Annotated in this window: 23 protein-coding genes; 16 read left to right on the forward strand and 7 right to left on the reverse strand. The window is 47.6% G+C overall.

Annotated features, from left to right (window positions below; all coding sequences use genetic code 11):
* Nucleotides 1-202: 202 nt before the first annotated feature.
* Genes XMM383_RS01365 through XMM383_RS01385 form a run of 5 tightly spaced genes read left to right on the forward strand, consistent with a single transcriptional unit; the run spans nucleotide 203 to nucleotide 3,638 of the window.
* Nucleotides 203-412 carry a hypothetical protein gene (locus tag XMM383_RS01365; protein ID WP_173480811.1) on the forward strand — a complete coding sequence of 70 codons (210 nt, stop codon included), beginning with the start codon at nucleotides 203-205 and terminating at the stop codon, nucleotides 410-412.
* Nucleotides 413-431: 19 nt separating this feature from the next.
* A complete protein-coding gene (locus XMM383_RS01370) occupies nucleotides 432-1,454 on the forward strand; it encodes an NAD(P)H-dependent glycerol-3-phosphate dehydrogenase (RefSeq protein WP_173480812.1) in 1,023 nt (340 codons plus the stop codon).
* Between the two features lie 2 nt (nucleotides 1,455-1,456).
* Nucleotides 1,457-1,912, forward strand: a complete 456-nt coding sequence (locus tag XMM383_RS01375) for a histidine phosphatase family protein (RefSeq protein WP_173480813.1) — start codon at nucleotides 1,457-1,459, stop codon at nucleotides 1,910-1,912.
* A gap of 30 nt (nucleotides 1,913-1,942) precedes the next feature.
* Nucleotides 1,943-2,791 carry an alpha/beta fold hydrolase gene (locus tag XMM383_RS01380; protein ID WP_173480814.1) on the forward strand — a complete coding sequence of 283 codons (849 nt, stop codon included), beginning with the start codon at nucleotides 1,943-1,945 and terminating at the stop codon, nucleotides 2,789-2,791.
* A gap of 13 nt (nucleotides 2,792-2,804) precedes the next feature.
* A complete protein-coding gene (locus XMM383_RS01385; RefSeq protein WP_173494404.1) occupies nucleotides 2,805-3,638 on the forward strand; it encodes a DUF4892 domain-containing protein in 834 nt (277 codons plus the stop codon).
* A gap of 52 nt (nucleotides 3,639-3,690) precedes the next feature.
* Here XMM383_RS01385 and folE read toward each other — a convergent pair whose 3' ends face one another.
* A complete protein-coding gene (gene folE / locus XMM383_RS01390) occupies nucleotides 3,691-4,230 on the reverse strand; it encodes a GTP cyclohydrolase I FolE (protein WP_173480816.1) in 540 nt (179 codons plus the stop codon).
* Nucleotides 4,231-4,314: 84 nt separating this feature from the next.
* Nucleotides 4,315-4,890 (reverse strand): Smr/MutS family protein, encoded by a 576-nt coding sequence (locus tag XMM383_RS01395; RefSeq protein WP_173480817.1) that lies wholly within the window; start codon nucleotides 4,888-4,890, stop codon nucleotides 4,315-4,317.
* A gap of 54 nt (nucleotides 4,891-4,944) precedes the next feature.
* Between XMM383_RS01395 and prmB the strand changes: the two genes are divergently transcribed.
* From prmB to phaR, 8 genes are all read left to right on the forward strand, one after another.
* Nucleotides 4,945-5,859 carry a 50S ribosomal protein L3 N(5)-glutamine methyltransferase gene (gene prmB / locus XMM383_RS01400; RefSeq protein ID WP_173482416.1) on the forward strand — a complete coding sequence of 305 codons (915 nt, stop codon included), beginning with the start codon at nucleotides 4,945-4,947 and terminating at the stop codon, nucleotides 5,857-5,859.
* Nucleotides 5,860-5,895: 36 nt separating this feature from the next.
* Complete coding sequence (gene aroC, locus XMM383_RS01405; RefSeq protein WP_173480819.1) at nucleotides 5,896-6,993, forward strand: chorismate synthase; 1,098 nt, start codon at nucleotides 5,896-5,898, stop codon at nucleotides 6,991-6,993.
* Between the two features lie 136 nt (nucleotides 6,994-7,129).
* Complete coding sequence (gene nspC / locus XMM383_RS01410) at nucleotides 7,130-8,227, forward strand: carboxynorspermidine decarboxylase (protein WP_173488923.1); 1,098 nt, start codon at nucleotides 7,130-7,132, stop codon at nucleotides 8,225-8,227.
* 34 nt (nucleotides 8,228-8,261) lie between these two features.
* A complete protein-coding gene (locus XMM383_RS01415; RefSeq protein ID WP_173494405.1) occupies nucleotides 8,262-9,503 on the forward strand; it encodes a saccharopine dehydrogenase family protein in 1,242 nt (413 codons plus the stop codon).
* Nucleotides 9,504-9,569: 66 nt separating this feature from the next.
* Nucleotides 9,570-10,199, forward strand: coding sequence for a LysE family translocator (locus XMM383_RS01420; protein ID WP_173480822.1), 630 nt, complete (start codon nucleotides 9,570-9,572; stop codon nucleotides 10,197-10,199).
* Nucleotides 10,200-10,201: 2 nt separating this feature from the next.
* A complete protein-coding gene (locus tag XMM383_RS01425) occupies nucleotides 10,202-11,356 on the forward strand; it encodes an MFS transporter (RefSeq protein ID WP_173488922.1) in 1,155 nt (384 codons plus the stop codon).
* 80 nt (nucleotides 11,357-11,436) lie between these two features.
* Nucleotides 11,437-11,688 carry a DUF6489 family protein gene (locus tag XMM383_RS01430; RefSeq protein WP_173480824.1) on the forward strand — a complete coding sequence of 84 codons (252 nt, stop codon included), beginning with the start codon at nucleotides 11,437-11,439 and terminating at the stop codon, nucleotides 11,686-11,688.
* A gap of 16 nt (nucleotides 11,689-11,704) precedes the next feature.
* On the forward strand, nucleotides 11,705-12,157 hold the full coding sequence (gene phaR, locus XMM383_RS01435; RefSeq protein WP_173488921.1) for a polyhydroxyalkanoate synthesis repressor PhaR: 453 nt from the start codon (nucleotides 11,705-11,707) through the stop codon (nucleotides 12,155-12,157).
* 53 nt (nucleotides 12,158-12,210) lie between these two features.
* On the opposite strand, the gene XMM383_RS01440 is transcribed toward phaR, so the two are convergent.
* Complete coding sequence (locus tag XMM383_RS01440; protein WP_173494406.1) at nucleotides 12,211-14,109, reverse strand: response regulator; 1,899 nt, start codon at nucleotides 14,107-14,109, stop codon at nucleotides 12,211-12,213.
* A gap of 159 nt (nucleotides 14,110-14,268) precedes the next feature.
* Between XMM383_RS01440 and XMM383_RS01445 the strand changes: the two genes are divergently transcribed.
* Both XMM383_RS01445 and XMM383_RS01450 read left to right on the forward strand, forming a co-directional pair.
* Nucleotides 14,269-14,853 (forward strand): HAD family hydrolase, encoded by a 585-nt coding sequence (locus XMM383_RS01445; RefSeq protein WP_173488918.1) that lies wholly within the window; start codon nucleotides 14,269-14,271, stop codon nucleotides 14,851-14,853.
* Nucleotides 14,854-15,233: 380 nt separating this feature from the next.
* A complete protein-coding gene (locus tag XMM383_RS01450) occupies nucleotides 15,234-15,776 on the forward strand; it encodes a GNAT family N-acetyltransferase (RefSeq protein ID WP_173494407.1) in 543 nt (180 codons plus the stop codon).
* Nucleotides 15,777-15,800: 24 nt separating this feature from the next.
* Here the strand turns inward: XMM383_RS01450 and XMM383_RS01455 are convergent, their stop codons facing one another.
* The 4 genes from XMM383_RS01455 to XMM383_RS01470 all read right to left on the reverse strand — a co-directional run bounded on the left by XMM383_RS01455 (nucleotide 15,801) and on the right by XMM383_RS01470 (nucleotide 18,843).
* Entirely contained in the window at nucleotides 15,801-16,844 is a 1,044-nt protein-coding gene (locus XMM383_RS01455; RefSeq protein WP_173488916.1) for an alpha/beta fold hydrolase, read from the reverse strand.
* Entirely contained in the window at nucleotides 16,837-17,670 is an 834-nt protein-coding gene (locus XMM383_RS01460; protein ID WP_173494408.1) for a hypothetical protein, read from the reverse strand. The genes XMM383_RS01455 and XMM383_RS01460 overlap by 8 nt, the downstream gene beginning before the upstream one ends.
* Before the next feature lie 49 nt (nucleotides 17,671-17,719).
* On the reverse strand, nucleotides 17,720-18,601 hold the full coding sequence (locus XMM383_RS01465; RefSeq protein WP_173494409.1) for a LysR family transcriptional regulator: 882 nt from the start codon (nucleotides 18,599-18,601) through the stop codon (nucleotides 17,720-17,722).
* 80 nt (nucleotides 18,602-18,681) lie between these two features.
* On the reverse strand, nucleotides 18,682-18,843 hold the full coding sequence (locus XMM383_RS01470) for a carbon storage regulator (RefSeq protein WP_173480830.1): 162 nt from the start codon (nucleotides 18,841-18,843) through the stop codon (nucleotides 18,682-18,684).
* 234 nt (nucleotides 18,844-19,077) lie between these two features.
* Here XMM383_RS01470 and leuC point away from each other — a divergent pair, with 234 nt between their 5' ends.
* A complete protein-coding gene (leuC, locus tag XMM383_RS01475) occupies nucleotides 19,078-20,502 on the forward strand; it encodes a 3-isopropylmalate dehydratase large subunit (RefSeq protein ID WP_173488914.1) in 1,425 nt (474 codons plus the stop codon).
* The last annotated feature ends 3 nt before the right edge of the window (nucleotides 20,503-20,505 follow it).

Below are 20,505 nucleotides of genomic sequence, written 5' to 3' on the forward strand. Positions count from 1 at the left end.
CGACAGAGACTGAAACCGTTGTTGACGCGCCAGTGGCGGAAGAGCCTCTAGCAAATGAGTCAGTCGACCTAACGGAAGTCTCATCAGAAGAGACGGCTGGCGAGATTGATGTGCTACCCCTTGAAAGAGCTGCTGAGACAAGCGAAGAGCAGTTAGATTTAGAGATCACTGAAGAGAACGACGATAAGGAGTCTCGCAGTTAATGAGTGGTGATCGTCACGGCCTAGCGGGTATTCAAAAAATAGTGGCCATGATTGTCAGTGCGTTTTTCGCAGTGATTGGATTGCTAGGCTTTAGCAATAGTGGAGATCCGGTTCAACTGATCCTCTTTCTCGTTGCAGCGATCATCTCTTGGTATGTGATTGCGATGTTGTTCAAGTTGGTTGAACGAATTTTAGATTCCTTAGGTTAGGTTGAGTTAGGTAAAGGTAATGCAGACAGTGACTAAGGTTGCCGTGTTAGGCGGTGGGAGTTTCGGTACCGTCATCGCCAATATGACGGCTGAAAAAGGTATCCCGACCTCCTTGTGGGTACGTCGAGCTGAACTGGCTAATGATATTAACCAGCAGCGTTGTAACGATCGCTATGTGCCCAACTACCCATTAGCCGACTCCTTGGTTGCGACTGATGATATCGAGTCCGCATTAAAAGACGCTCAGGTTGTCTTTATTGCGATTCCAAGCAGTGGCTTTCGAGCGGTTCTGAATCAAGCTAAACCCTACCTCAACGATGAACAATTGATCGTTAGCACGACCAAAGGCATCGAAGCTGTTAGCTTCAGTCTGATGAGTCAAATCATGGAGCAGGAGTGCCCAGCGCATCGATCGGGTGTGATCAGTGGCCCTAACCTGGCTAAAGAGATCGCCAAGCGTGAACTGACCGCTACGGTCATTGCCAGTACCGATGAGAATCTTCGAGAGACGGTTCAAGAGCTTCTTCAGTCTAGCTATTTCCGTGTCTATGCCAGCGCTGATACCTTCGGTGTGGAGCTCGGTGGCACCTTGAAGAACATCTACGCCATTGCGTCCGGCATGAGTGCTGCGTTGGGTATGGGTGAAAACACTAAAAGCATGCTGATCACGCGCTCTCTAGCAGAGATGAGTCGTCTTGCGGTGAGCATGGGCGCTAATCCATTGACCTTCCTTGGATTAGCGGGTGTGGGAGATCTGGTCGTGACCTGTCTATCACCTCTGTCACGTAACTACCGAGTTGGTTATGCGTTGGGGCAGGGTAAGTCGTTGGATCAAGCAGTGGCTGAGCTGGGAGAGGTCGCTGAGGGTGTCAATACACTGAAGTTGGTGAGCGAGCACGCAGAGCAGCAAGATGTCTACATGCCTCTTGTGCGTGGCCTCTACGAGGTAGTCTTTAATCAGGCGCCCGTCAAAGTGGTCATCGGTAAGATGATGGAAGGTGCCCACAGTGCCGATGTTGAGTTTACACTCTCGGGTTCCTGAACATGCGAATCCTATTGATGCGTCATGCGGAGGCTGCCCCTGGCTTCCCAGACGAATCACGTCGCTTAACCCCTTATGGGGAGGCGTCACTGCAAAATCGCCCTGAAGGTCTACAGCCTTTCTTAGATGAATTGACCCACATCTTTGTCAGCCCCTATCAGCGTACTCAGCAGACATTAGCTAACCTTCTGCCCAATCGGGAGGCTCTGCTTCTTGATCTGATTACCCCTGAGGGTGAGCCTGAAGCCGTGTTTAACTATCTGCAATCTCTGCCCGATGAGAGCAGGGTTCTATTAGTGACACACATGCCCTTGGTGGGTCGTCTATTCAGCTCGCTCGTTGAGGGTGAAAGTCGCTTTGGCGTTGGGTTTATGCCCGCTCAAATCGAGGTGGTCGATTGTGATCTGCCTGCAGCGGGGCTGGGTCGCTCCATTGCTCAGTTTACTCATTACCCCTGAACCTACCGCTTACATTTGATAGAAAACAGCATGATTCATCCAAGAGAGATTAGGTTTACCGTTCACAGTCGAACCATTACTGCACTGCAGTGGGGTGAGGATGACCAACCGTTGATTTTGGCACTACACGGTTGGCTAGATAATGCCGAGAGTTACTACAAATTAGCGCCTCACTTGGCGGGTTTTCGTGTTGTCGCTATCGATATGGCAGGGCATGGTCAGTCAGATTGGCGCAGTGCGGATTCGGGCTATCCTGTTTGGGGTTATGTAGAAGATCTTCATGCGGTTAAGCGCCAACTTCAACCCGATGGGGCAATTCGAATACTGGCTCACTCTTTAGGTGCTGGTGTGGCGTCTCTCTACGCCGGGACATTTCCGGATCAGGTGTTAACACTTGGCTTGATAGAGAACCTAGCTCCGTTTACAAACGCCCCCGATCAATTTGCTGAGAATTTAAGCCAGTCGATAACGGATAACTTGTCGATTCAAAAACAGGCTTCTGCTAAATCCAAAGCATTGCTGACCAAGTTAAGAGCAACGGGTCGCTTCCCTGTGCCAGTGGATGCGGCTGAGCGCTTAGTGGTGCGCAGTAGTGAACAACTGCCCAATGGAGAGCTCAGAATACGAGTGGATCCCAGACTCAAATTGCGCTCTTCAGTACGTTTAACAGAAGAGCAGGTTCGCAGCACTCTTGCTCAGATAGAGTCACCTGTTTTGGTGATTGCGGGTCAGTCAGGTTTGAGCCAGGAGCTGACCCAAGCACGCTTACCCTTCGTAAAAAATATCGAATTTAGATGGATGCCGGGTGGGCATCATCTACACTTAGAGGATGAGGTCGTGCCACAGATGGCTGCGGCATTTAATGAGTTTTTTGGTTGAGTGAGTGTGTTGAATGATTAGGCTAGTGTTACATCGACTGTTACCCCTGTTTCTATTCTCCTCCATGGCGTTTGCGAATGGGGCTGCTCCTCTGCCCAATGGCATCAGTATTGACCCATCCGCTGAGCTCGATAAACAGATCACTCAAACCGTTCGAGATTATCGCTTTCCTTTAGGCGCTGTCGTTAAGATCAATCGAGATGTTCGCATCGATAAAGAGCAGCAACTGTCGGGCCAACTCACGCGTACAACCTGGGAGATGCCAAAATCATTTGATCCCCATGAACTGCTGCAGGTGCTTCGTGATCAGGTAATTACCCAAAAAGGTGAAATCCTGTTTGAGTGTGATGGTAGAGATTGCGGAACCAGTAATATCTGGGCGAATGACCTATTTAATAATGCCGACCTCTATGGTCGTGATGACTACCAACGCTATTTTGCTGCTAAGCTGGATGATCAATACCTTGCGGCTTACGCGGTAAGACGGGGTAACCGACGTGTTTATCTTCACCTCGATCAGATCACTGAAGCGGAACAGGCGGTGCCTTGGTTGGTGCTACTAGAAGAACGTGGCTGGGTTAAATTACCCAACATCGAAGAGCCAACCCTTAAGCTGTTAGCTGATCATCTGCAGCAAAATCTTTCGCCAATTCGATTGGTCGGTCATCAGCAGGGCAGTGATCAAGGAATTGCTGAACAGGAATCAATGCGCTTAGTTGAACAGGTGAAGGCTTACCTGGATAGGGCAGGCGTAGCCACTGGCCAACTCGAAGTACACGGAATAGGGGCATTAGCACCCAGTGTGCTGGGTGCCGACCAATCTGCTGTGGTCGTGATCGCTAAATAGAAGATCCGATTGGGTGTCAGACTGGAAGTCAGACACCAAACAGCTGAGGTGACTAGTTTACCAGTGACAGGAATTCAGCACGTGTTGCGGGATTAGATCGGAAGCTTCCCAGCATCATTGATGTCTTCATCATCGCGTTTTGCTTTTCGACACCGCGCATCATCATGCACATGTGTTGCGCTTCAATCACAACGCCTACACCCAGAGCACCGGTCACCTCTTGAAGTGCTTCGGCAATCTCTTTGGTCATGTTCTCTTGGATCTGAAGACGGCGTGCGTACATGTCTACGATGCGCGCTATTTTCGACAGACCAATCACTTTACCCTGTGGAATATATGCAACGTGGGCTTTGCCAATGAAAGGGAGTAGGTGGTGTTCACACATTGAGTAGATCTCAATATTTTTCACGAGCACCATTTCAGAGTTGTCTGATGGGAAAAGCGCTCCGTTAACCACCTCTTCAAGCGACTGGTCGTAGCCTTTGGTCAGAAACTTCATCGCTTTTGCAGCGCGTTTAGGCGTATCTAACAAACCTTCGCGGTTAAGATCTTCGCCAATCGCTTCAATGATGTTTTCGTAGGCTTTTTCCATGACTCTATTCCTTTCTCGGGCCTATTTATGCCCGTTAACAACTAAGCGGGCAAACATACGCCAATGTCACCCTTGGGTAAAGGTTTACCGATTGGATTTATGACGCTCATCCGATTTAAGAAGCAGGTAGAGTGCTCCGGTTCCGCCATCTTTTGGCTGAGCAGAGCAGAACGCTAGCACGCCCTCTGTCTGTTGCAGCCACTCGCTGACGTAAGTCTTCAAAAGGGCAGGTTTGTTAGGGTCAGTATAGGATTTGCCATGAACAATCAGTATCGATTTGAGGCCCTGCTTACGACAATCCCTAATAAACAGATGCAACTCGTTGCGTGCTTGGTCGACGGTAAATCCGTGCAGATCAAGACCAGCATCCCAACCTAAGTGACCCGATTGCATCCGTTTGATTAACTTCAGTTGAACACCGGGTACTGCAAAAAGAATGCTCTCTTCGGCACTGAGTAATTCGTGATGAGTAGAGTTTAGCCCATCGACGATAAGCTCCTCTTTTTCGGCGGCCGCCAGTCGACGATATTCAATCGATCCCTCATCGGGTTTGTTGACGGGGCGTTGAATATCAGCGCGATTCTGCTCAATCGGCGTCACATCCTTAAAAAGCTCCTTTAGAGAAGCGAAATCACTGATCTTATCACTCTTATCAGACATGTTGATTACAGGTAAACTATGGCAACTTTTGATTCGGATATTATCAGGTTAGCCATGAGCTCAGATCAAGCAGTGATCGAACAACTTCTCACTCTTCGCGATTACGTTCGCTGGACACTCAGTGAGATGAACCGTCACCAAGTCTATTTTGGTCATGGCCATGTAGACGCTTGGGATGAGGCGCTGCAGTTAGTGTTTAATGCGGTGGATCTTCCGTGGGATAGTTCAGCTGAACTGTTAGACGCAAAACTTCTGCCTTCAGAAAGAGAGCGTGTCATCGATTTTGTGCAGCAGCGCTGCCAGCAACGTAAACCACTACCGTACATCACCGGTGAGGCTTGGTTTATGGGACTGCCATTCACTGTTGATGAGCGTGTCTTGGTTCCGCGGTCGCCGATCGCACAGCTGATCGAACAGCAGTTCCAGCCCTGGCTTGGCGATGTGGATGTAGAGCGCGTTCTGGATCTTTGCACCGGAAGTGGTTGTATCGGTATCGCTTGTGCTTATGCATTTGATCAAGCTGAGGTAGATCTTGCCGATCTATCAGACGATGCACTTGCGGTGGCTAATATCAATGTGGCACGTCATGAGATGGAAGAGCGTGTGCGCGTTGTCCACAGTGATCTGTTTAACAATTTAGAAGGTGAGGTTTACGACCTAATCGTCACCAATCCCCCGTACGTTGATGCTCCGGATGTAGCCTCAATGCCTGCTGAATATCAGCATGAACCTGAAATGGCGTTAGGTTCAGGTGATGATGGTTTGGATATTACTCGCCGGATCTTGAGAGAGGCGGGTCGTCATCTGAGTGAACAGGGGCTTCTGGTGGTGGAAGTGGGCAATTCAGAGGTGCATCTAATGCAGGCTTACCCTGAGCTTCCACTAATATGGGTTGAGCTCGATCAGGGCGGTAATGGTGTCTTTGTTATTGATGCTCCCAGTCTTCGTGCACACCAAGAATTTATTTAATGACTGAGCTGCGGCTCAAACAGAAGGATTAGGACCATGTCCGGTAATACATACGGAAAGCTTTTCACAATCACCACCTTTGGCGAGAGCCATGGCCCAGCACTGGGTGCCATTGTCGATGGCTGTCCTCCTGGGATTGAGTTGTGTGAAGAGGATCTTCAGCTGGATCTTGATCGTCGTAAACCAGGAACCTCACGTCACACGACGCAGCGTCGCGAACCAGACCAAGTGAAGATTCTGTCTGGGGTTTTTGAAGGTAAGACCACCGGTACATCCATTGGTTTGCTGATCGAGAATACCGATCAACGTTCAAAAGATTACGGCAACATCAAAGATCAATTCCGTCCTGCTCACGCCGACTACACCTATCATCACAAGTACGGTATCCGTGACTACCGTGGTGGTGGTCGATCTTCGGCTCGTGAGACTGCGATGCGTGTAGCAGCCGGTGCTATTGCGAAGAAAGTACTAGCGAAGCAGGGCATTGAAATTCGTGGCTACCTGTCACAGCTCGGACCTATCGCTATTGATCACACTCAGTTTGATTGGAATGAAGTGGGTAATAACCCCTTTTTCTCACCTGATGCTGATGCTGCAGCAAAAATGGAAGTCTACATGGACGAGTTACGCAAAGAGGGTAACTCAGTGGGCGCTAAGATCTCTGTCGTTGCTTCGGGTGTTCCTGTCGGGCTGGGTGAACCTATTTTCGATCGCTTGGATGCCGATCTTGCCCACTCACTGATGAGTATCAATGCCGTGAAAGGGGTAGAGATTGGTGATGGTTTTGCATCGGTTGCGCAAAAAGGGACTGAGCATCGCGATGAGATGACGAAAGAGGGCTTCCTTTCGAATCACGCGGGTGGAATCTTAGGCGGTATCTCCAGTGGCCAAGATATCATTGCGCACATCGCGCTTAAGCCAACCTCAAGCATGCGCCTGCCTGGACGCAGTATTGATAAGTTTGGTAATGAAGTGGAGGTGGTTACCAAAGGCCGTCATGACCCCTGTGTCGGTATTCGTGCCACACCCATTGCAGAAGCGATGATGGCTCTGACTTTGGTTGATCATCTGCTGCGTCATCGCGGCCAAAATGCGGATGTATCGGTTGATACGCCGGTGCTGGGTCAGCTTTAAAATTTATCCATAATTTATGGAGTTGCTGGTACTGTCGGTGACAGGCTTAAGCCAGTCACGGCGACTCCGTAGTTAACTGAGTGTACCGGTGACTGGCTTTCAGCCTGTCACCCTATTAACTTGATTATTTGCTCATATGTTGAAAACGCCTTACTACCTTATCGATCGATCGAAACTCCAAAAGAACCTGGAGAAGATCGCCTACGTACGTGAGCATTCGGGTGCTAAATCACTGCTTGCACTGAAATGCTTCGCGACCTGGTCCGTGTTTGATCAAATGTCGCAGTATATGGACGGTACTACATCATCCTCACTCTATGAAGTTAAATTAGGTCATGACAAGTTTCCAGGTGAAACACACGCCTACTCGGTCGCCTATGACGATCATGAGATTGAGGAGGTGCTCGCTAACTGTGACAAGATCATCTTCAACACCATCAATCAGTTTGAACGCTTTGAAGAGCAGAGCCGTGACAAGACGCGTGGCTTGCGCGTGAATCCGGGTATTTCAACCTCTGAGTTCATCATTGCCGATCCAGCACGTCCGTATAGCCGCCTGGGTGAATGGGACCCTGAGCGTATCGAAACGGTAGTCGATAAAATTTCCGGTTTCATGTTCCACAACAATTGTGAAAATGGCGATTTTGAGCGTTTCAGTGCCATGCTCAGTGATATCGAAGCGCGCTTTGGCCACCTGATTGCCAAAATGAAATGGATCAGTCTAGGGGGTGGTATCCACTTTACCGGGGATGATTATCCGCTTGATCAATTCTGTCAGCGTTTGAAGTCCTTCTCTGAAACCTATGGTGTTCAGGTCTATTTAGAGCCTGGTGAAGCGGCCATTACCAAGAGCACAACGCTCGAAGTATCGGTATTAGATACACTCTACAACGGTAAGCACCTAGCGATTGTTGATAGCTCGATTGAAGCGCATATGCTCGATCTTTTGATCTATCGAGAGGACGCTCGTATGTCACCTTGTGATGGTGAGTACAGCTATCAACTGTGCGGTAAGTCTTGCTTGGCAGGCGATATTTTTGGTGAGTTTAATTTTAATCATGAGCTTAAAGCCGGTGATCGACTCTCAATAGAGGATGCGGGTGGCTACACCATGGTTAAGAAAAACTGGTTCAATGGTGTGAAAATGCCCTCTATAGCCATTAAAGAGTTTGATGGTTCGATCAAACTTGTTCGTGAATTTGGTTATCAGGACTTTGTCGATAACCTCTCTTAATAGTGTTAAGTAACGCATCGGAGTGCGCGATCTTATGAAAAAGAATGTACTAATTATTGGCGGCGGTGGTGTTGCCCAGGTGGTGGCGCATAAATGCGCCCAACACAACGATATCCTCGGTGATATAGCGATCGCTTCAAGAACCAAATCGAAGTGTGACGCGATCATCGACAGCATCCACGAGAAGGGTGCAATGAAGGTGGATGGCAAGTTAACGGCTCATGCACTGGATGCAATGGATACAGCCGCGACGGATGCATTGATCAAAGCGACGGGCTCTGAGATCGTGCTTAATGTCGGTTCAGCCTTCGTCAATATGTCGGTACTTGAAGCCTGTATTGAAACGGGTGTCGCTTACCTAGACACCGCTATTCACGAAGACCCACTTAAGATTTGTGAAAACCCACCTTGGTACGGTAACTACGAGTGGAAACGTCGCGAGCGCTGTAAAGAGACAGGCACCACGGCTATTTTGGGCTGTGGCTTTGATCCAGGTGTCGTAAACGCTTATGCGGCACTGGCTAAAAATGAGTACTTCGATACGCTCGAGTCAGTCGACATTATCGACATCAATGCGGGCGATCACGGTCACTGGTTCGCCACCAACTTCGACCCTGAGATCAACTTCCGTGAGTTTACCGGACGTGTCTACTCTTGGCAGAACAATCAGTGGCAAACCAACCAGATGTTTGAGATCAGTCGTACTGACGATCTGCCTGTGGTGGGTGAGCGCACAAGCTACATGACGGGTCACGATGAGATCCACTCTCTATCAGCCAACCTAGGTTGTCCTAATGTACGTTTCTGGATGGGCTTTGGGGAACGTTACATCACCGTATTCACGGTTCTAAAGAATCTGGGTCTTCTCTCTGAGCAGCCAATCGAAACGGCTGAAGGGCAGAGTGTTGTCCCTCTTAAAGTGGTTAAAGCTTGTCTTCCAGATCCTGCGTCACTTGCACCCAACTACACCGGTAAGACCTGTATAGGTGATCAGGTGAAAGGAACTAAAGATGGTCAAGAGCGTGAAGTGTTCATCTACAACGTTGCTGACCATAAAGATGCCTACAATGAGGTCGGTAGCCAGGGTATCTCCTACACCGCTGGTGTTCCACCGGTTGCAGCTGCGTTATTGATTGCGACGGGTGAATGGGATTGTAAAACGATGGTTAACGTAGAGGAGTTGGATCCACGTCCATTCCTGAATCATCTTAACCACATGGGTCTGCCAACATGGATCCGTGACGAAAATGGAGAGCGTCCGCTCGATTTCTCTTAATATCGACTAGCTCCCATCAAGCCCAGATGTTATAACGAAAACTTGTTATCGCACTGGGCTTTTTTAATGCTTGAACTCTTCCCTTGGGCCGCGTTTCTGGTGGCCATTACCCTATTAACACTGACCCCCGGTGTCGATACGATGATGGTATTGCGACGCTCTGTAGGCAGTCGAAGCCAGGGGTTTTTAGCCAGTCTTGGTATCTGCTTGGGGCTGTTTGTGCACGGAACATTGAGTGCATTAGGCGTGGCTGCCATTCTGGCCAGTTCAGAAACACTGTTCTTTTACATGCAGATGTTAGGAGCAGGCTATTTGATCTATCTTGCACTGCAAGCGTTTAAAGATCTGTTCAGAGGACGCGCATTGATTTTGGAAACTGCTACTAATGAAAGCGCTCTACGCTCGGCCTTCTACCAAGGTTTTCTCAACAATCTGTTAAACCCGAAAACCTTACTCTTCTATATGGCTCTGTTACCGCAATTTCTGGTATCGGGCTATTCACCTCTCCTACAGTCTCTGATGATGGCGTTAATCCATTTTTGTATTGCCATGGTCTGGCAGGGTGGTTTGGTATTAGGTGTCGATCGAGCCCGTCATCTTCTGTTCAATAGAGGTGTGATCAGAGCCTTAGATGGCTTAAGTGGAACTGTTTATCTGATGTTCGGACTACGCCTCTTACTTGGTGAGCGTAGTTAACGATGCGCCTTGAGCTGAGACTTTCGCTTTTCTACTACACCTTCTTCTCGCTGTTAGGGGTGGTGATGCCCTTTTGGGCTCCCTACCTGAGTCATGAAGGTTTCAATGCTGAGGAGATTGGACTCCTGTTGGGCGCGTTTCACCTCTCTAGGCTTTATGCTCCCAGCATTTGGGGCTATGTGGCCGATCGTCATATGGAGCGCATGCGGGTTGTTAAACTGGGTGCGCTGCTGGCTGTATTAGCCTTTATTCCGGTGCTGTTCATTGAGGGGTTTTGGCCGCTGCTGCTTGCGATGCTCTGCTTCTCATTTTTCTGGAATGCGATTTTGCCGCAATTTGAAGTAGTGACCTTAAGTCATCTAGGTGAGAAGCGAGATCGCTATGGGAAAATTCGTTTGTGGGGCTCCGTTGGGTTCATAGCGGCTACCTTGATCGGTGGTGAGTTGTTCATAGACGATCAGATCGAGTGGGTGCCTATTGGGTTGTTGGTGGTATTAATTGCTATCTACTTTGCAACCTGGACGGTTCCCAAGCCGGCTGCCGCACCGATCAATTCAGCCAAATCTGTCTCTGTTGCAAAGGTGATGAGACGTCCTGAAGTGATGCAGTTCTTTGCGCTGATCTTTTTTGCACAATTGGCTCACGGCCCCTACAACGGTTTTTACACGCTCTTGCTGCAACAAGAGGGGTACAGCGGCTTATCCATAGGTTTATTGTGGTCTTTAGGTGTTCTGGCTGAGATAGCGATGTTCGCTGTGTTGCACAAATTGTGGCAACGCTTTTCGCTCGTAAGTGTCTTTATGGCGAGTTTAATGCTGGCAGTGCTGCGCTGGTTAATGATGGCAACCCTGTCTGACTCACTGTTAATGATCATACTCTCTCAACTGCTACATGCGGCCAGTTTTGCGGTGCTGCATGCCAGTGGTATTCGTATTGTGCAGCAGCTCTTTCCCGCTGGAAGCGAGGGCAGGGCGCAGGCTCTGCACTCTAGTCTCGGCTTTGGTTTGGGTGGTCTGTTTGGTTCCATCATTGCCGGCTACCTTTGGCACCACTTCGGTTCTGGCGTTAGTTTCATCTTTGCGGCGGCGGCCAGTCTCGTAGCTCTGTTGTTGATATCCTTCGGAAAGTTGCCGGCAAAAGTGCAGCAAAATAGCTAAAAAGGTTTTTTTGCAGTGCGAAAATAAACGCGTTATGCTCAAGCCTACAGGCTTCTTAAAAGTGCTGCATGGAGATCGTTATGAAAATCAGTGTAGATGTTGATTTAACCCCAGAAGAGTTTCGCCGCACCCTAGGTCTACCCGATGTGTCCGAAATTCAAAAAGAGTTAGTTGAACAGTTTAGACAGCAGATGCTTAATGGCGCAGATGGTTATGACGCTCTCTCTTTAATGCAGCCCTATCTAAATTCAGGCCTAAATTCGATGGAGGCCATGCAAAAGGCTTTCTTCGGAATGATGACCAGCAACACTAGCGATAAGAACGATAAATAATTGTTGAGGTACTTTTGTGCGCATTCTTCGTAAATATACAAACCGCCGTCTCTACGACACATCTCGCAGCTGCTACGTTACCCTAGAAGATGTAAAGCAGCTGGTAATGAACGGTGAGACCTTTCAGGTTCAGGATTCTAAAACAGGCCAAGATTTAACGCGCAACATTCTCCTGCAAATCATCTCTGAGCAAGAGGCTGATGGGGGTGGTACCTTGCTAACCAATCAGGTGCTTCAGCAACTCATCCGCTTTTACGGTGATAGCATGCAGGGCATGATGAGCCAGTACCTAGAACAGAGCATCAGCGCCTTCCTAGAGCACCAAGATCGTATCCGTGATCAGATGGAGACGATGATGGGCGCAGCCAATCCATTAACGATGATGAACAAATTGACGGATCAGAACATGGCCTTCTGGAATATGTTCAATCCAACGGCTAAACAAGAGGGTGAGAAAGAGGAGAAATAGCTCTTTTCTTGGTTTCTCATTCGACAAAAAAGAGAGCTTTTGCTCTCTTTTTGTTACTTAAGTGCCTGTTCTATCTGATCCAATGAGATCGGCTTGGGGATAACCTCTTTGGCGCCTTTAATTATCGTCTGCTCTGTCTCATTACCCGTAATCGCTGCCGTGCATCCCAAAATCGTCCCTTTGAAATCTTGTTTCGTGAGTTGCTCGATCAGTTCTAAGCCATTCATTTCTGGCATGTTCAGATCCGTAATCACCAGATCAAAACTATCTCTTTTTACAAGCTGCAACGCATCACGACCGTTATCAGCAACCTCTACATGTGCACCAACTTTACTTAACATCTTTTGGGTCAGTAGCTGAAGCGTCTTATTATCCTCTGCTATCAGAATTCGCATGTCTGAAAAGTTGATTGAATCTCTTATCTGCGATGAATTTTTAATCTCAGGTTCATTAACGGCAAATTCCAGTATGAATTTTGCACCCCCTAGTTCTGAAGTGCTGTAGTCCAATTTAGCCTCAATAGCATTGGCAATCTCTTTTACGATGTACAACCCAAGTCCTGTACCGTCCGCGTCTGTTTTGCCTCGATTAAATGGCTTTAATAGATCCTCTAATGCTTCTTTAGGGATGCCTACGCCGTCATCTTCAACAACGATTTGCAACAGGTTTTGATCGCTTGCATGTGTCAGAGAGACAGCAATCTGGTGACCCCCGCTGTGAATCGATGCATTCTTGATTAGGTTTGTGCAGATTTGTCGAATGGCTTGTACAGGCAGTACAAATTGACCGCTCTCTTGTAAGCTGAGAGTCAATTGCTGTTGGCGTTGAAGCAGAAGTCCATGAAGCGATCCGCAAACACCTTGAATAATGGATTCCGGAGTTGCTGTTTTAAATTGAACTACTCGTTTTTCTGGTTCGCCAATAAAGCGAAGATCTTCTAAAACATCGAGTAAGTTGCTGGCAGTCGATTTTAAATAGGTATCGATCTCTTCGCGGGGTATCGATTCATCTTTAAGTAGCATGTTGATCGATGCAATAGGGGTACGCAATTCATGTCCAACCACTGCGAAAAACTGTTTTTGTTGTTCCTGTTTAGCTTTGAGTTGTTCTAACGCAAGTCTGAGCTCTTTCTCTCTGGCTAATCGCTCTGTTTGATCCAGTACCACGCTTACCCAATGTTCATTCATTAGACTGTCCGCTGGGTTACAAATCGTTCTCACTTCAACAGGGAACTCACGATCATCATCTAGCTTATACAGGGACTCATGAGACAAGTTTTGGTCAAAAACCCTATTCTTGATCTGGTTCTCTGAGCTGAGTAGATCCATTTCCCAGATTGGCACAGCCTGTTGAGCATTAATCTTAATCCCTGTTTTTTCTGACAGATAAGGGTTTATCTCAACAATTTTTCCGGTTGCAGTCTCGGTGCGGTGAATGCCGATTTCTAGGTCGCTGAATAGGTCAACGACACGTTCTGCACGCAACGCATGAATTCGCCAGTATTCCCGCTCAATGAGCGTTTGAAGGAGGCAGAGGGTCTCCTCTTTGATGTCATCAAAGTGATTGGGTTGACTGTCATAGACGGCAAAGTGAGCTAGGGTACCCGCAGTGGGGTGGTTGATCGGTAAGCCAAGAAAGCTCTCTAATCCTGAACCCTCTTTTTTGATGAAGTCTTTCTGGACATCACAGGGTATAGAGACCTTTTTCCCTTTATAAACCAGTGCACAGGGTTGATCGGTCATGCAGTACACCCAGGGTTCAGAAGGCTCCTCCCCACGAAAAGCGGCATGGCCTTCAATCAGCTCAGCGTGGCTATCAACTAACACACCTACAAAAACCAGAGAGGGTGAATAGGCTTCGCTGAAAGCCTGTGTGATCTTACTCAGAATATCGTGATGATCTGCTGTTTTTGACAGTTCAATCAGACGGTTTATCAAGTGTCGGTTTCGCATCTATTGACTCTAGTAGGGAATTAGGAAACATCAATAAACAAATGCAAAAAATAGGCCAGCTTTGGAAATGTTGAGGAGTATTTAACACTATTGGCCTTTGAGAATTGATCACTGTTCTGAACATTTACGTAATCAAATCATAAATTGAGGACTCTTAAATTGAATCATATACGCGGTATTGTTTTTGACCTTGATGGAACGCTTGTGACATCCACACTGGATTTCAATCAAATTCGTTTGGATATCGGGTGTCCAGCTGATGTAGATGTGTTGAGTTTTGTTGAAACACTTTCATTGCCAGAGAGGGCTGACGCCGAAGCGATTATCCACCAACACGAAGTTGAGGATGCAGAACTTTCTGAATGGCTTCCTGGTGCAAAAGAGTTTGTCGATCAATGTCAGACATCGGGAATGCCTCTCGCTATTTTGACTCGAAACTCTGAGTTCTCCTCTAACAAGAAGATTGCGAAAAACAACATACCGATTTCGCTTGTGTATACTCGTGAAAATTCAGCGCCCAAACCAGACCCAACTGCATTGAATGAAATTGCAAAGAATTTTTCTCTGCCTAACCCGTCCATCATGATGGTGGGTGATTACAAATACGATCTAGAGGCTGGACGCAACGCGAACATGTCTACCTGTTTGGTAAATTGTGAAGGCGAACCCGACTACCTACATCTTTCAGATCATCGTTACTCGAGTTTTATCCACCTTCACAGTGCGTTCTTTGCAGGTCGATAAATGCCTTACAGGTTAAATGAAGCGAAAACCACGTAAATATTTTTCGCAACGAAAACCGCAGGTGCTGTTAGTAGAACGCCTACTGTTAAAAAGACACCAAATCTGTTCATTTTGCTTGGAAGGACAAGGTCTTTCAAAACAACAAACACCATGAACAAAACCAGTGCAAAAACAAAGATACTGGTTATCAGCATATCCAGTTCGTGAGGGGCTGGGTTCAACTTAGTACTCCTATGTGAGGGTTTTAAATCACTGTGATGTACGATCAGAGTTTGAAACAAGTTCAATATGTCACATTAGTCATGTACCGTTTAGCGTTGGCTTGTTGTAAGTGAATGCTTCTAATATTCTCACCATGTTAGAAAAAAAGTAGGTCACAAATGATGGATTTCATCAAAAGAGTTAAGTCGGATGCTGCTGACATTCCGGGTCTGTTTTTAACAACGTTTTCCGCATCCGAAGGTGAGGGTGAGGGTGAAGGCGCATTAATTCGTGAGCTGGTTACTGATCTATTTACCCTGCCAGAAGAAGATGTCCTGTGCTTTATGGCTCTTGAGGATGATCAGCTTCTTGGGGCAGTGCTATTCTCGAAGTTTATCTACACCGATCAAATACATGGCTTACTTCTCTCACCGATGGCTGTAATTCCTGAGGCTCAAGGTAAGGGGGTCGGTCAAAATCTAATCAGATTTGCAATCGAGCAGTTGAAGGAGGCGTCTTACCCATTTCTGGTTACTTATGGCGACCCCAATTTTTACTCCAAACTGGGGTTTCAATCGATCAGTGAGAAACAGCTTCCGGCTCCATACATGCTTTCCATGCCGCAGGGGTGGTTGGCTTTATCATTGGATGGCAAAGCTCTGCCAAGGTCTACCAACAAACCACAGTGTGTTGAACCTTTTTGCAATCCTGGTATTTGGTGATTTACGAAAAAATGAGTGCTTTTGCTATTTTTGGCTCAAGTGCGTCTCGATGGCATCAATCACTTGGCCACGACAGCGATCACTGATGAAGGCGCCGATGTGGCCGGCAGGGAGAGCCAGCTCTTGGTAGGGGGTGTTGGGAGTAATGGCTGTTTGTAACGCTTGGCTTGAGGCAGGTGGTACCAAGTGGTCTTTAGTGCCAAAGATATTCAAAATGGGAGATCGAATGGAGGTTAGTTTTACGGCTTTGGAGTCGACATAGAATGATCCTTGCATCAGTCCATTCCCTTTAAAAAACGTCTCTGCAAACTCTATAGCGGCCCGGCCTGCTAGATCAGGACTGTCATTGATCCACTGCTCCATGCGTAAGAATAGCTCGGCGCTTGTCGCGTCTTGAATCGAGCGGCTCAGCCCCATCTCTTTTACGACACCCAGTTGCAGTGGTTTAAGCGCAGCGTAGATCTGATTGAGAAACTGACCAGGAAGGTTTCCATAGGCTTTGACCAGCTGTTCAATGTTCGTCTCTCGGACCATTTCGCTAAGGGTAAACCCTTCGACATCAGTTTCCACGGGTGTGACCAAAGTGACCAGTTTACGAACACGCTCTGGTTTTAAACTCGCATAAGCGAGAGAGAATACGCCACCCTGGCATATGCCCATTAGGTCAATCTGTTCAAAACCGGAACGCTCTATAACGCACTGTACGACGCTATCTAGATAGTCGCCAATGTAATCATCAAGTCCAATATGTCGATCACACAGATCAGGATAACCCCAATCGATCAGATAGATATCACGCCCTTTGGCACGTAAATCCTGAACCAGAGAGCGATCGGGGGCTAAATCGAGAATAGTGGGTCGATTAACCAGCGCGTAACAGATAATCAGCGGTGGCTGTCTGCGTCGTCCAGACTGTTTAAAGTGCAGTAGTCTCATCTTATCGAGGGTTAACACAACCTCGGCTTTCAGTGAGCTATCCTCCAAAGGGGGGAGTTCACTGAGTACCGCCATAGCCTTAGCCAGCTCTTTTTGTGAATCGAGCAGGGCTTGGTTATGCCGATTAGCCATTGTGATCACCTGATTCTAGGGCAGAGAGTCGCTTCTCTAGCTGTCGAATGCGTCTGCGTTGTTGATCGAGCTGTTCAATCAGGCGATCGAGTTGCTCAGGTGAGGGGAGTCCCGCTTGTTCTGTCAGTTGCGTCAGAAGTTGTTTCCAAGAAAGTTTTAGATCGGCCCATCCATTCAGCCACCCGCTTTGCGCTAGCTGCATCGATGGCTCTTGGAATTGAACCTGGTAGGTGTTGTCGTAGATCTTACCCCAGAGCTCAATCTGATCCTTGGCAGAGAGTGAGTCATCGAATTGCTCTTGCCAGGTCTGCGTTGCCAACTCAGTAATCTGATTCATCTCTTCGGTCAGTGTTTGGCCTGCTTGCTGCCACTGCATAAAGGATTCAATCAGTTGGTTAAGTTTTTCAAACTGAGGAGTGTTCAATGAGGATTTTAACTGCTCAAATTTAGCGAGTTGCTCCTCATTAAACATGGTCGATAAGTGGGTGTGAGTGAACAAGAGCGGTGCCATCTGCTGTGGCAAACTCGCCTGTTGCAGAAGAAGTTGGACGTTGAATTGGTGCAACTCTTCTCTTAGCTTTTTCAGTTGCTCGCTGGAGTCGGTCGCTTGATCCTGCAGTGCTTCAACCACACTCATCATCGCTTTGGAGTTTTGAGCAAGCGTTTTGATCCACTGGGCATGATTACTAGAGAGTTGTTCAGGGTGCGTTTGGAACTGATCCATTAGATGGTTCCACTCATTTAAACGAGTGGTATCGATAACAGATCCCGTCTGCTCGAACTGCTGCAGCCATTGATTGAACTGATCTAGAAGCGGATGGTTCACGCTAAGCCCTTATTTACTCTTTGAATCATAGTAATTCACCCTGATTCAGTTATGAACCCTTCTGCGCATCCTCTTTTAGTAGATTGAGCAGTTTACCCGCCGCATTAGAGAGTGTTCTGTCACGGTGGTAGATAAACCCAAGTGGGCGTTCAATGGCGTCACTGTCGATCACCACCTTATGCAGGCTGTTATCAATCATCGACTCTGGAAGTAGGCTCCAGCCTAAACCAACACTGACCATCATACGAATGGTATCAAGGTAGTTGGTGCTGATACCTAAATTGGGTGTTAGACCTCGCTGGGCTAACTGTTCGTGCACAATCAGAGAGGTGAAGGTATTAGGTGCTGGCAGAATACCTGGATACTGGTTCAACGTTTCAAAATCGGTTGAGCCATGTTTAGCGATAGGGTGGTCGTTGGAGACACAGTAAAAGAGTCGATCTAACCACAATACTTCTGAGTGGAGACGTGGGTCTGACTCTGGCGAGAGTGTGATCAGTGCCAGTTCAATGTCACCATGCAATACCGCCTCATAAGCCACTTCTGACTCATAAAAGCGCAGATCTAGCTCTACGTCAGGGAATTGGGTGGTGAAGGTGCGCAGTGTGTTGGGAAGTCGGTGAAGGCTAATATGGTGGCTTGCTGCGACCGACAGGCGACCTGAGATATCACCCTTTATATTTTCAACGACGCGCTTGGCGTCTTCTAACTCCGCCAGAATGCGACGTGCCTGGGGGAGCAGTGCTTTAGCGGCATCGGTCAATGCTATGGTTCGACCAATTCGATCAAACAGCCGAGCTCCAACCTGCTCTTCTAGCTGAGCCACGCGTTTGCTGACTGCTGATTGAGTTATAAACAGTCGCTGTGATGCTTGGGAGAAACTGCCTAGCTGAGCGGTTTCAACAAAAGCCTGTAGGGTAGAGGTATCCATAAGCCTAAGCTTACAAGAGAGCGGTTGAAATAGGCATAAAAAAAGCACCACAGAGGGTGCTTTTTGATCAAAGACTTATCTCAGGATTCGTCTTCTTCTAGTAGCTCTTCGCGAACGATGTGCACATCTTTTGGTGCTTCTATGCCGAGACGAACACTGCCGCCACCTGCTTCAACCACCATTACTTCAATGTTGCCATCAATAATCAATTTTTCGCCGACGTTACGTGTAAGTACAAGCATGGATAAGAGTCCCTTCTTAGGAAAAGTTAATCTGTTTTTTTTATGTGTTACCAATGAAATGTAGACCATATTTTGAACTTTACAAAAAAAAGATTAATTTTTTTAAAAATAATTTAACTATTCTTATTTGGAATGGAAATTATAAATAATAAGAGTTTGTCTATTGAAAGAGGTGTGGATAAAATTTAGACACTTTTAAATCCTTACGGATAGGTCACCAACCAGGAGAGAGAGATGGCTGGTAAAACACTTTATGACAAATTATGGGATGCCCATTTGGTGCGTCAGAACGATGATGGCAGTTCATTAATCTACATCGATCGTCAAATTCTTCATGAGGTCACTTCACCTCAGGCTTTTGAGGGCCTGCGTATGGCGGGTCGCAAACCTTGGCGTATCGATGCTAACCTAGCGACGCCTGATCACAACGTACCCACCACTGAACGAGCTGGCGGCGTCGATCAAATTGTCGATCCCGTTTCTCGTATTCAGGTAAAAACACTGGATGAGAACTGTGACGAGTACGGCATTGTTGAGTTCAAGATGCTTGATGAGCGTCAGGGTATCGTTCACGTTGTAGGCCCAGAGCAGGGTATGACTCTGCCAGGTTCTACCGTTGTCTGTGGTGACTCGCATACCTCTACCCACGGTGCTTTCGGTGCGCTAGCGCATGGTATTGGTACTTCTGAGGTTGAGCACGTTCTTGCGACTCAGTGTCTGATCGCTAAGAAGATGAAGAACCTTCTGATTAAAGTAGACGGTGATCTTGGTGTTGGCGTCACCGCTAAAGACGTTGTACTTCATGTAATCGGTGTTATCGGTACGGCTGGTGGTACAGGCTATGCGATGGAGTTTGGTGGTTCTGCAATACGCTCGCTCTCTGTTGAGGGTCGTATGACTATCTGTAACATGGCGATCGAAGCGGGTGCTCGTGTAGGTCTTGTAGCGGTTGATGATAAGACGATTGAGTACTTTAAAGGTCGTCCATTCTCACCAACTGCGGATCAGTGGGAAGCGGCTGTAGCAAACTGGAAAAATCTAGTCTCTGATGATGATGCTCAGTTCGATAAGGTCGTTGAGATCAACGCCGCTGATATCAAACCTCAGGTGACTTGGGGTACCTCGCCAGAGATGGTGGTTGCTGTCGATGGCACTGTGCCAAATCCAGCGAACGCTAAAGATGCAGATGAAGCGAACTCTATTACTCGTGCGCTTGAGTACATGGGCTTGAACGCGGACCAGGCGATTACCGATATCAAACTTGATCGTGTCTTTATCGGTTCTTGTACTAACAGCCGTATCGAAGATATGCGCGCTGCCGCTGCAGTTGTTAAAGGCCGTAAGGTTGCAAGCACAGTGAAGCAGGCGCTTGTTGTTCCTGGTTCTGGTCTTGTAAAAGCGCAGGCAGAAGCGGAAGGTTTGGATAAGATCTTTGTTGAAGCGGGTCTTGAGTGGCGTGAACCGGGCTGTTCAATGTGTCTTGCGATGAACCCAGATAAGTTGGGTAATGGTGAGCACTGTGCATCAACCTCTAACCGTAACTTCGAAGGCCGTCAGGGCTTCGGTGGTCGTACCCATCTAGTGAGCCCAGCAATGGCGGCGGCTGCTGCGATTACAGGCCACTTCGTTGATGTGCGCGATTTTGAGTTGAACTCTTAAGTT

This window comes from Marinobacterium sp. xm-m-383, from assembly GCF_013283255.1.
Lineage (GTDB): Bacteria > Pseudomonadota > Gammaproteobacteria > Pseudomonadales > Balneatricaceae > Marinobacterium_E.

Excerpts from the sequence above, each read along its gene's own strand:
- XMM383_RS01365 (WP_173480811.1), top strand. The coding sequence starts at position 203 with ATGAGTGGTGATCGTCACGGCCTAGCGGGTATTCAAAAAATAGTGGCC.
- XMM383_RS01370 (WP_173480812.1), top strand. The coding sequence starts at position 432 with ATGCAGACAGTGACTAAGGTTGCCGTGTTAGGCGGTGGGAGTTTCGGT.
- XMM383_RS01375 (WP_173480813.1), top strand. The coding sequence starts at position 1,457 with ATGCGAATCCTATTGATGCGTCATGCGGAGGCTGCCCCTGGCTTCCCA.
- XMM383_RS01380 (WP_173480814.1), top strand. The coding sequence starts at position 1,943 with ATGATTCATCCAAGAGAGATTAGGTTTACCGTTCACAGTCGAACCATT.
- XMM383_RS01385 (WP_173494404.1), top strand. The coding sequence starts at position 2,805 with ATGATTAGGCTAGTGTTACATCGACTGTTACCCCTGTTTCTATTCTCC.
- folE (WP_173480816.1), bottom strand. The coding sequence starts at position 4,230 with ATGGAAAAAGCCTACGAAAACATCATTGAAGCGATTGGCGAAGATCTT.
- XMM383_RS01395 (WP_173480817.1), bottom strand. The coding sequence starts at position 4,890 with ATGTCTGATAAGAGTGATAAGATCAGTGATTTCGCTTCTCTAAAGGAG.
- prmB (WP_173482416.1), top strand. The coding sequence starts at position 4,945 with ATGAGCTCAGATCAAGCAGTGATCGAACAACTTCTCACTCTTCGCGAT.
- aroC (WP_173480819.1), top strand. The coding sequence starts at position 5,896 with ATGTCCGGTAATACATACGGAAAGCTTTTCACAATCACCACCTTTGGC.
- nspC (WP_173488923.1), top strand. The coding sequence starts at position 7,130 with ATGTTGAAAACGCCTTACTACCTTATCGATCGATCGAAACTCCAAAAG.
- XMM383_RS01415 (WP_173494405.1), top strand. The coding sequence starts at position 8,262 with ATGAAAAAGAATGTACTAATTATTGGCGGCGGTGGTGTTGCCCAGGTG.
- XMM383_RS01420 (WP_173480822.1), top strand. The coding sequence starts at position 9,570 with ATGCTTGAACTCTTCCCTTGGGCCGCGTTTCTGGTGGCCATTACCCTA.
- XMM383_RS01425 (WP_173488922.1), top strand. The coding sequence starts at position 10,202 with ATGCGCCTTGAGCTGAGACTTTCGCTTTTCTACTACACCTTCTTCTCG.
- XMM383_RS01430 (WP_173480824.1), top strand. The coding sequence starts at position 11,437 with ATGAAAATCAGTGTAGATGTTGATTTAACCCCAGAAGAGTTTCGCCGC.
- XMM383_RS01440 (WP_173494406.1), bottom strand. The coding sequence starts at position 14,109 with ATGCGAAACCGACACTTGATAAACCGTCTGATTGAACTGTCAAAAACA.
- XMM383_RS01450 (WP_173494407.1), top strand. The coding sequence starts at position 15,234 with ATGATGGATTTCATCAAAAGAGTTAAGTCGGATGCTGCTGACATTCCG.
- XMM383_RS01455 (WP_173488916.1), bottom strand. The coding sequence starts at position 16,844 with ATGGCTAATCGGCATAACCAAGCCCTGCTCGATTCACAAAAAGAGCTG.
- XMM383_RS01465 (WP_173494409.1), bottom strand. The coding sequence starts at position 18,601 with ATGGATACCTCTACCCTACAGGCTTTTGTTGAAACCGCTCAGCTAGGC.
- XMM383_RS01470 (WP_173480830.1), bottom strand. The coding sequence starts at position 18,843 with ATGCTTGTACTTACACGTAACGTCGGCGAAAAATTGATTATTGATGGC.
- leuC (WP_173488914.1), top strand. The coding sequence starts at position 19,078 with ATGGCTGGTAAAACACTTTATGACAAATTATGGGATGCCCATTTGGTG.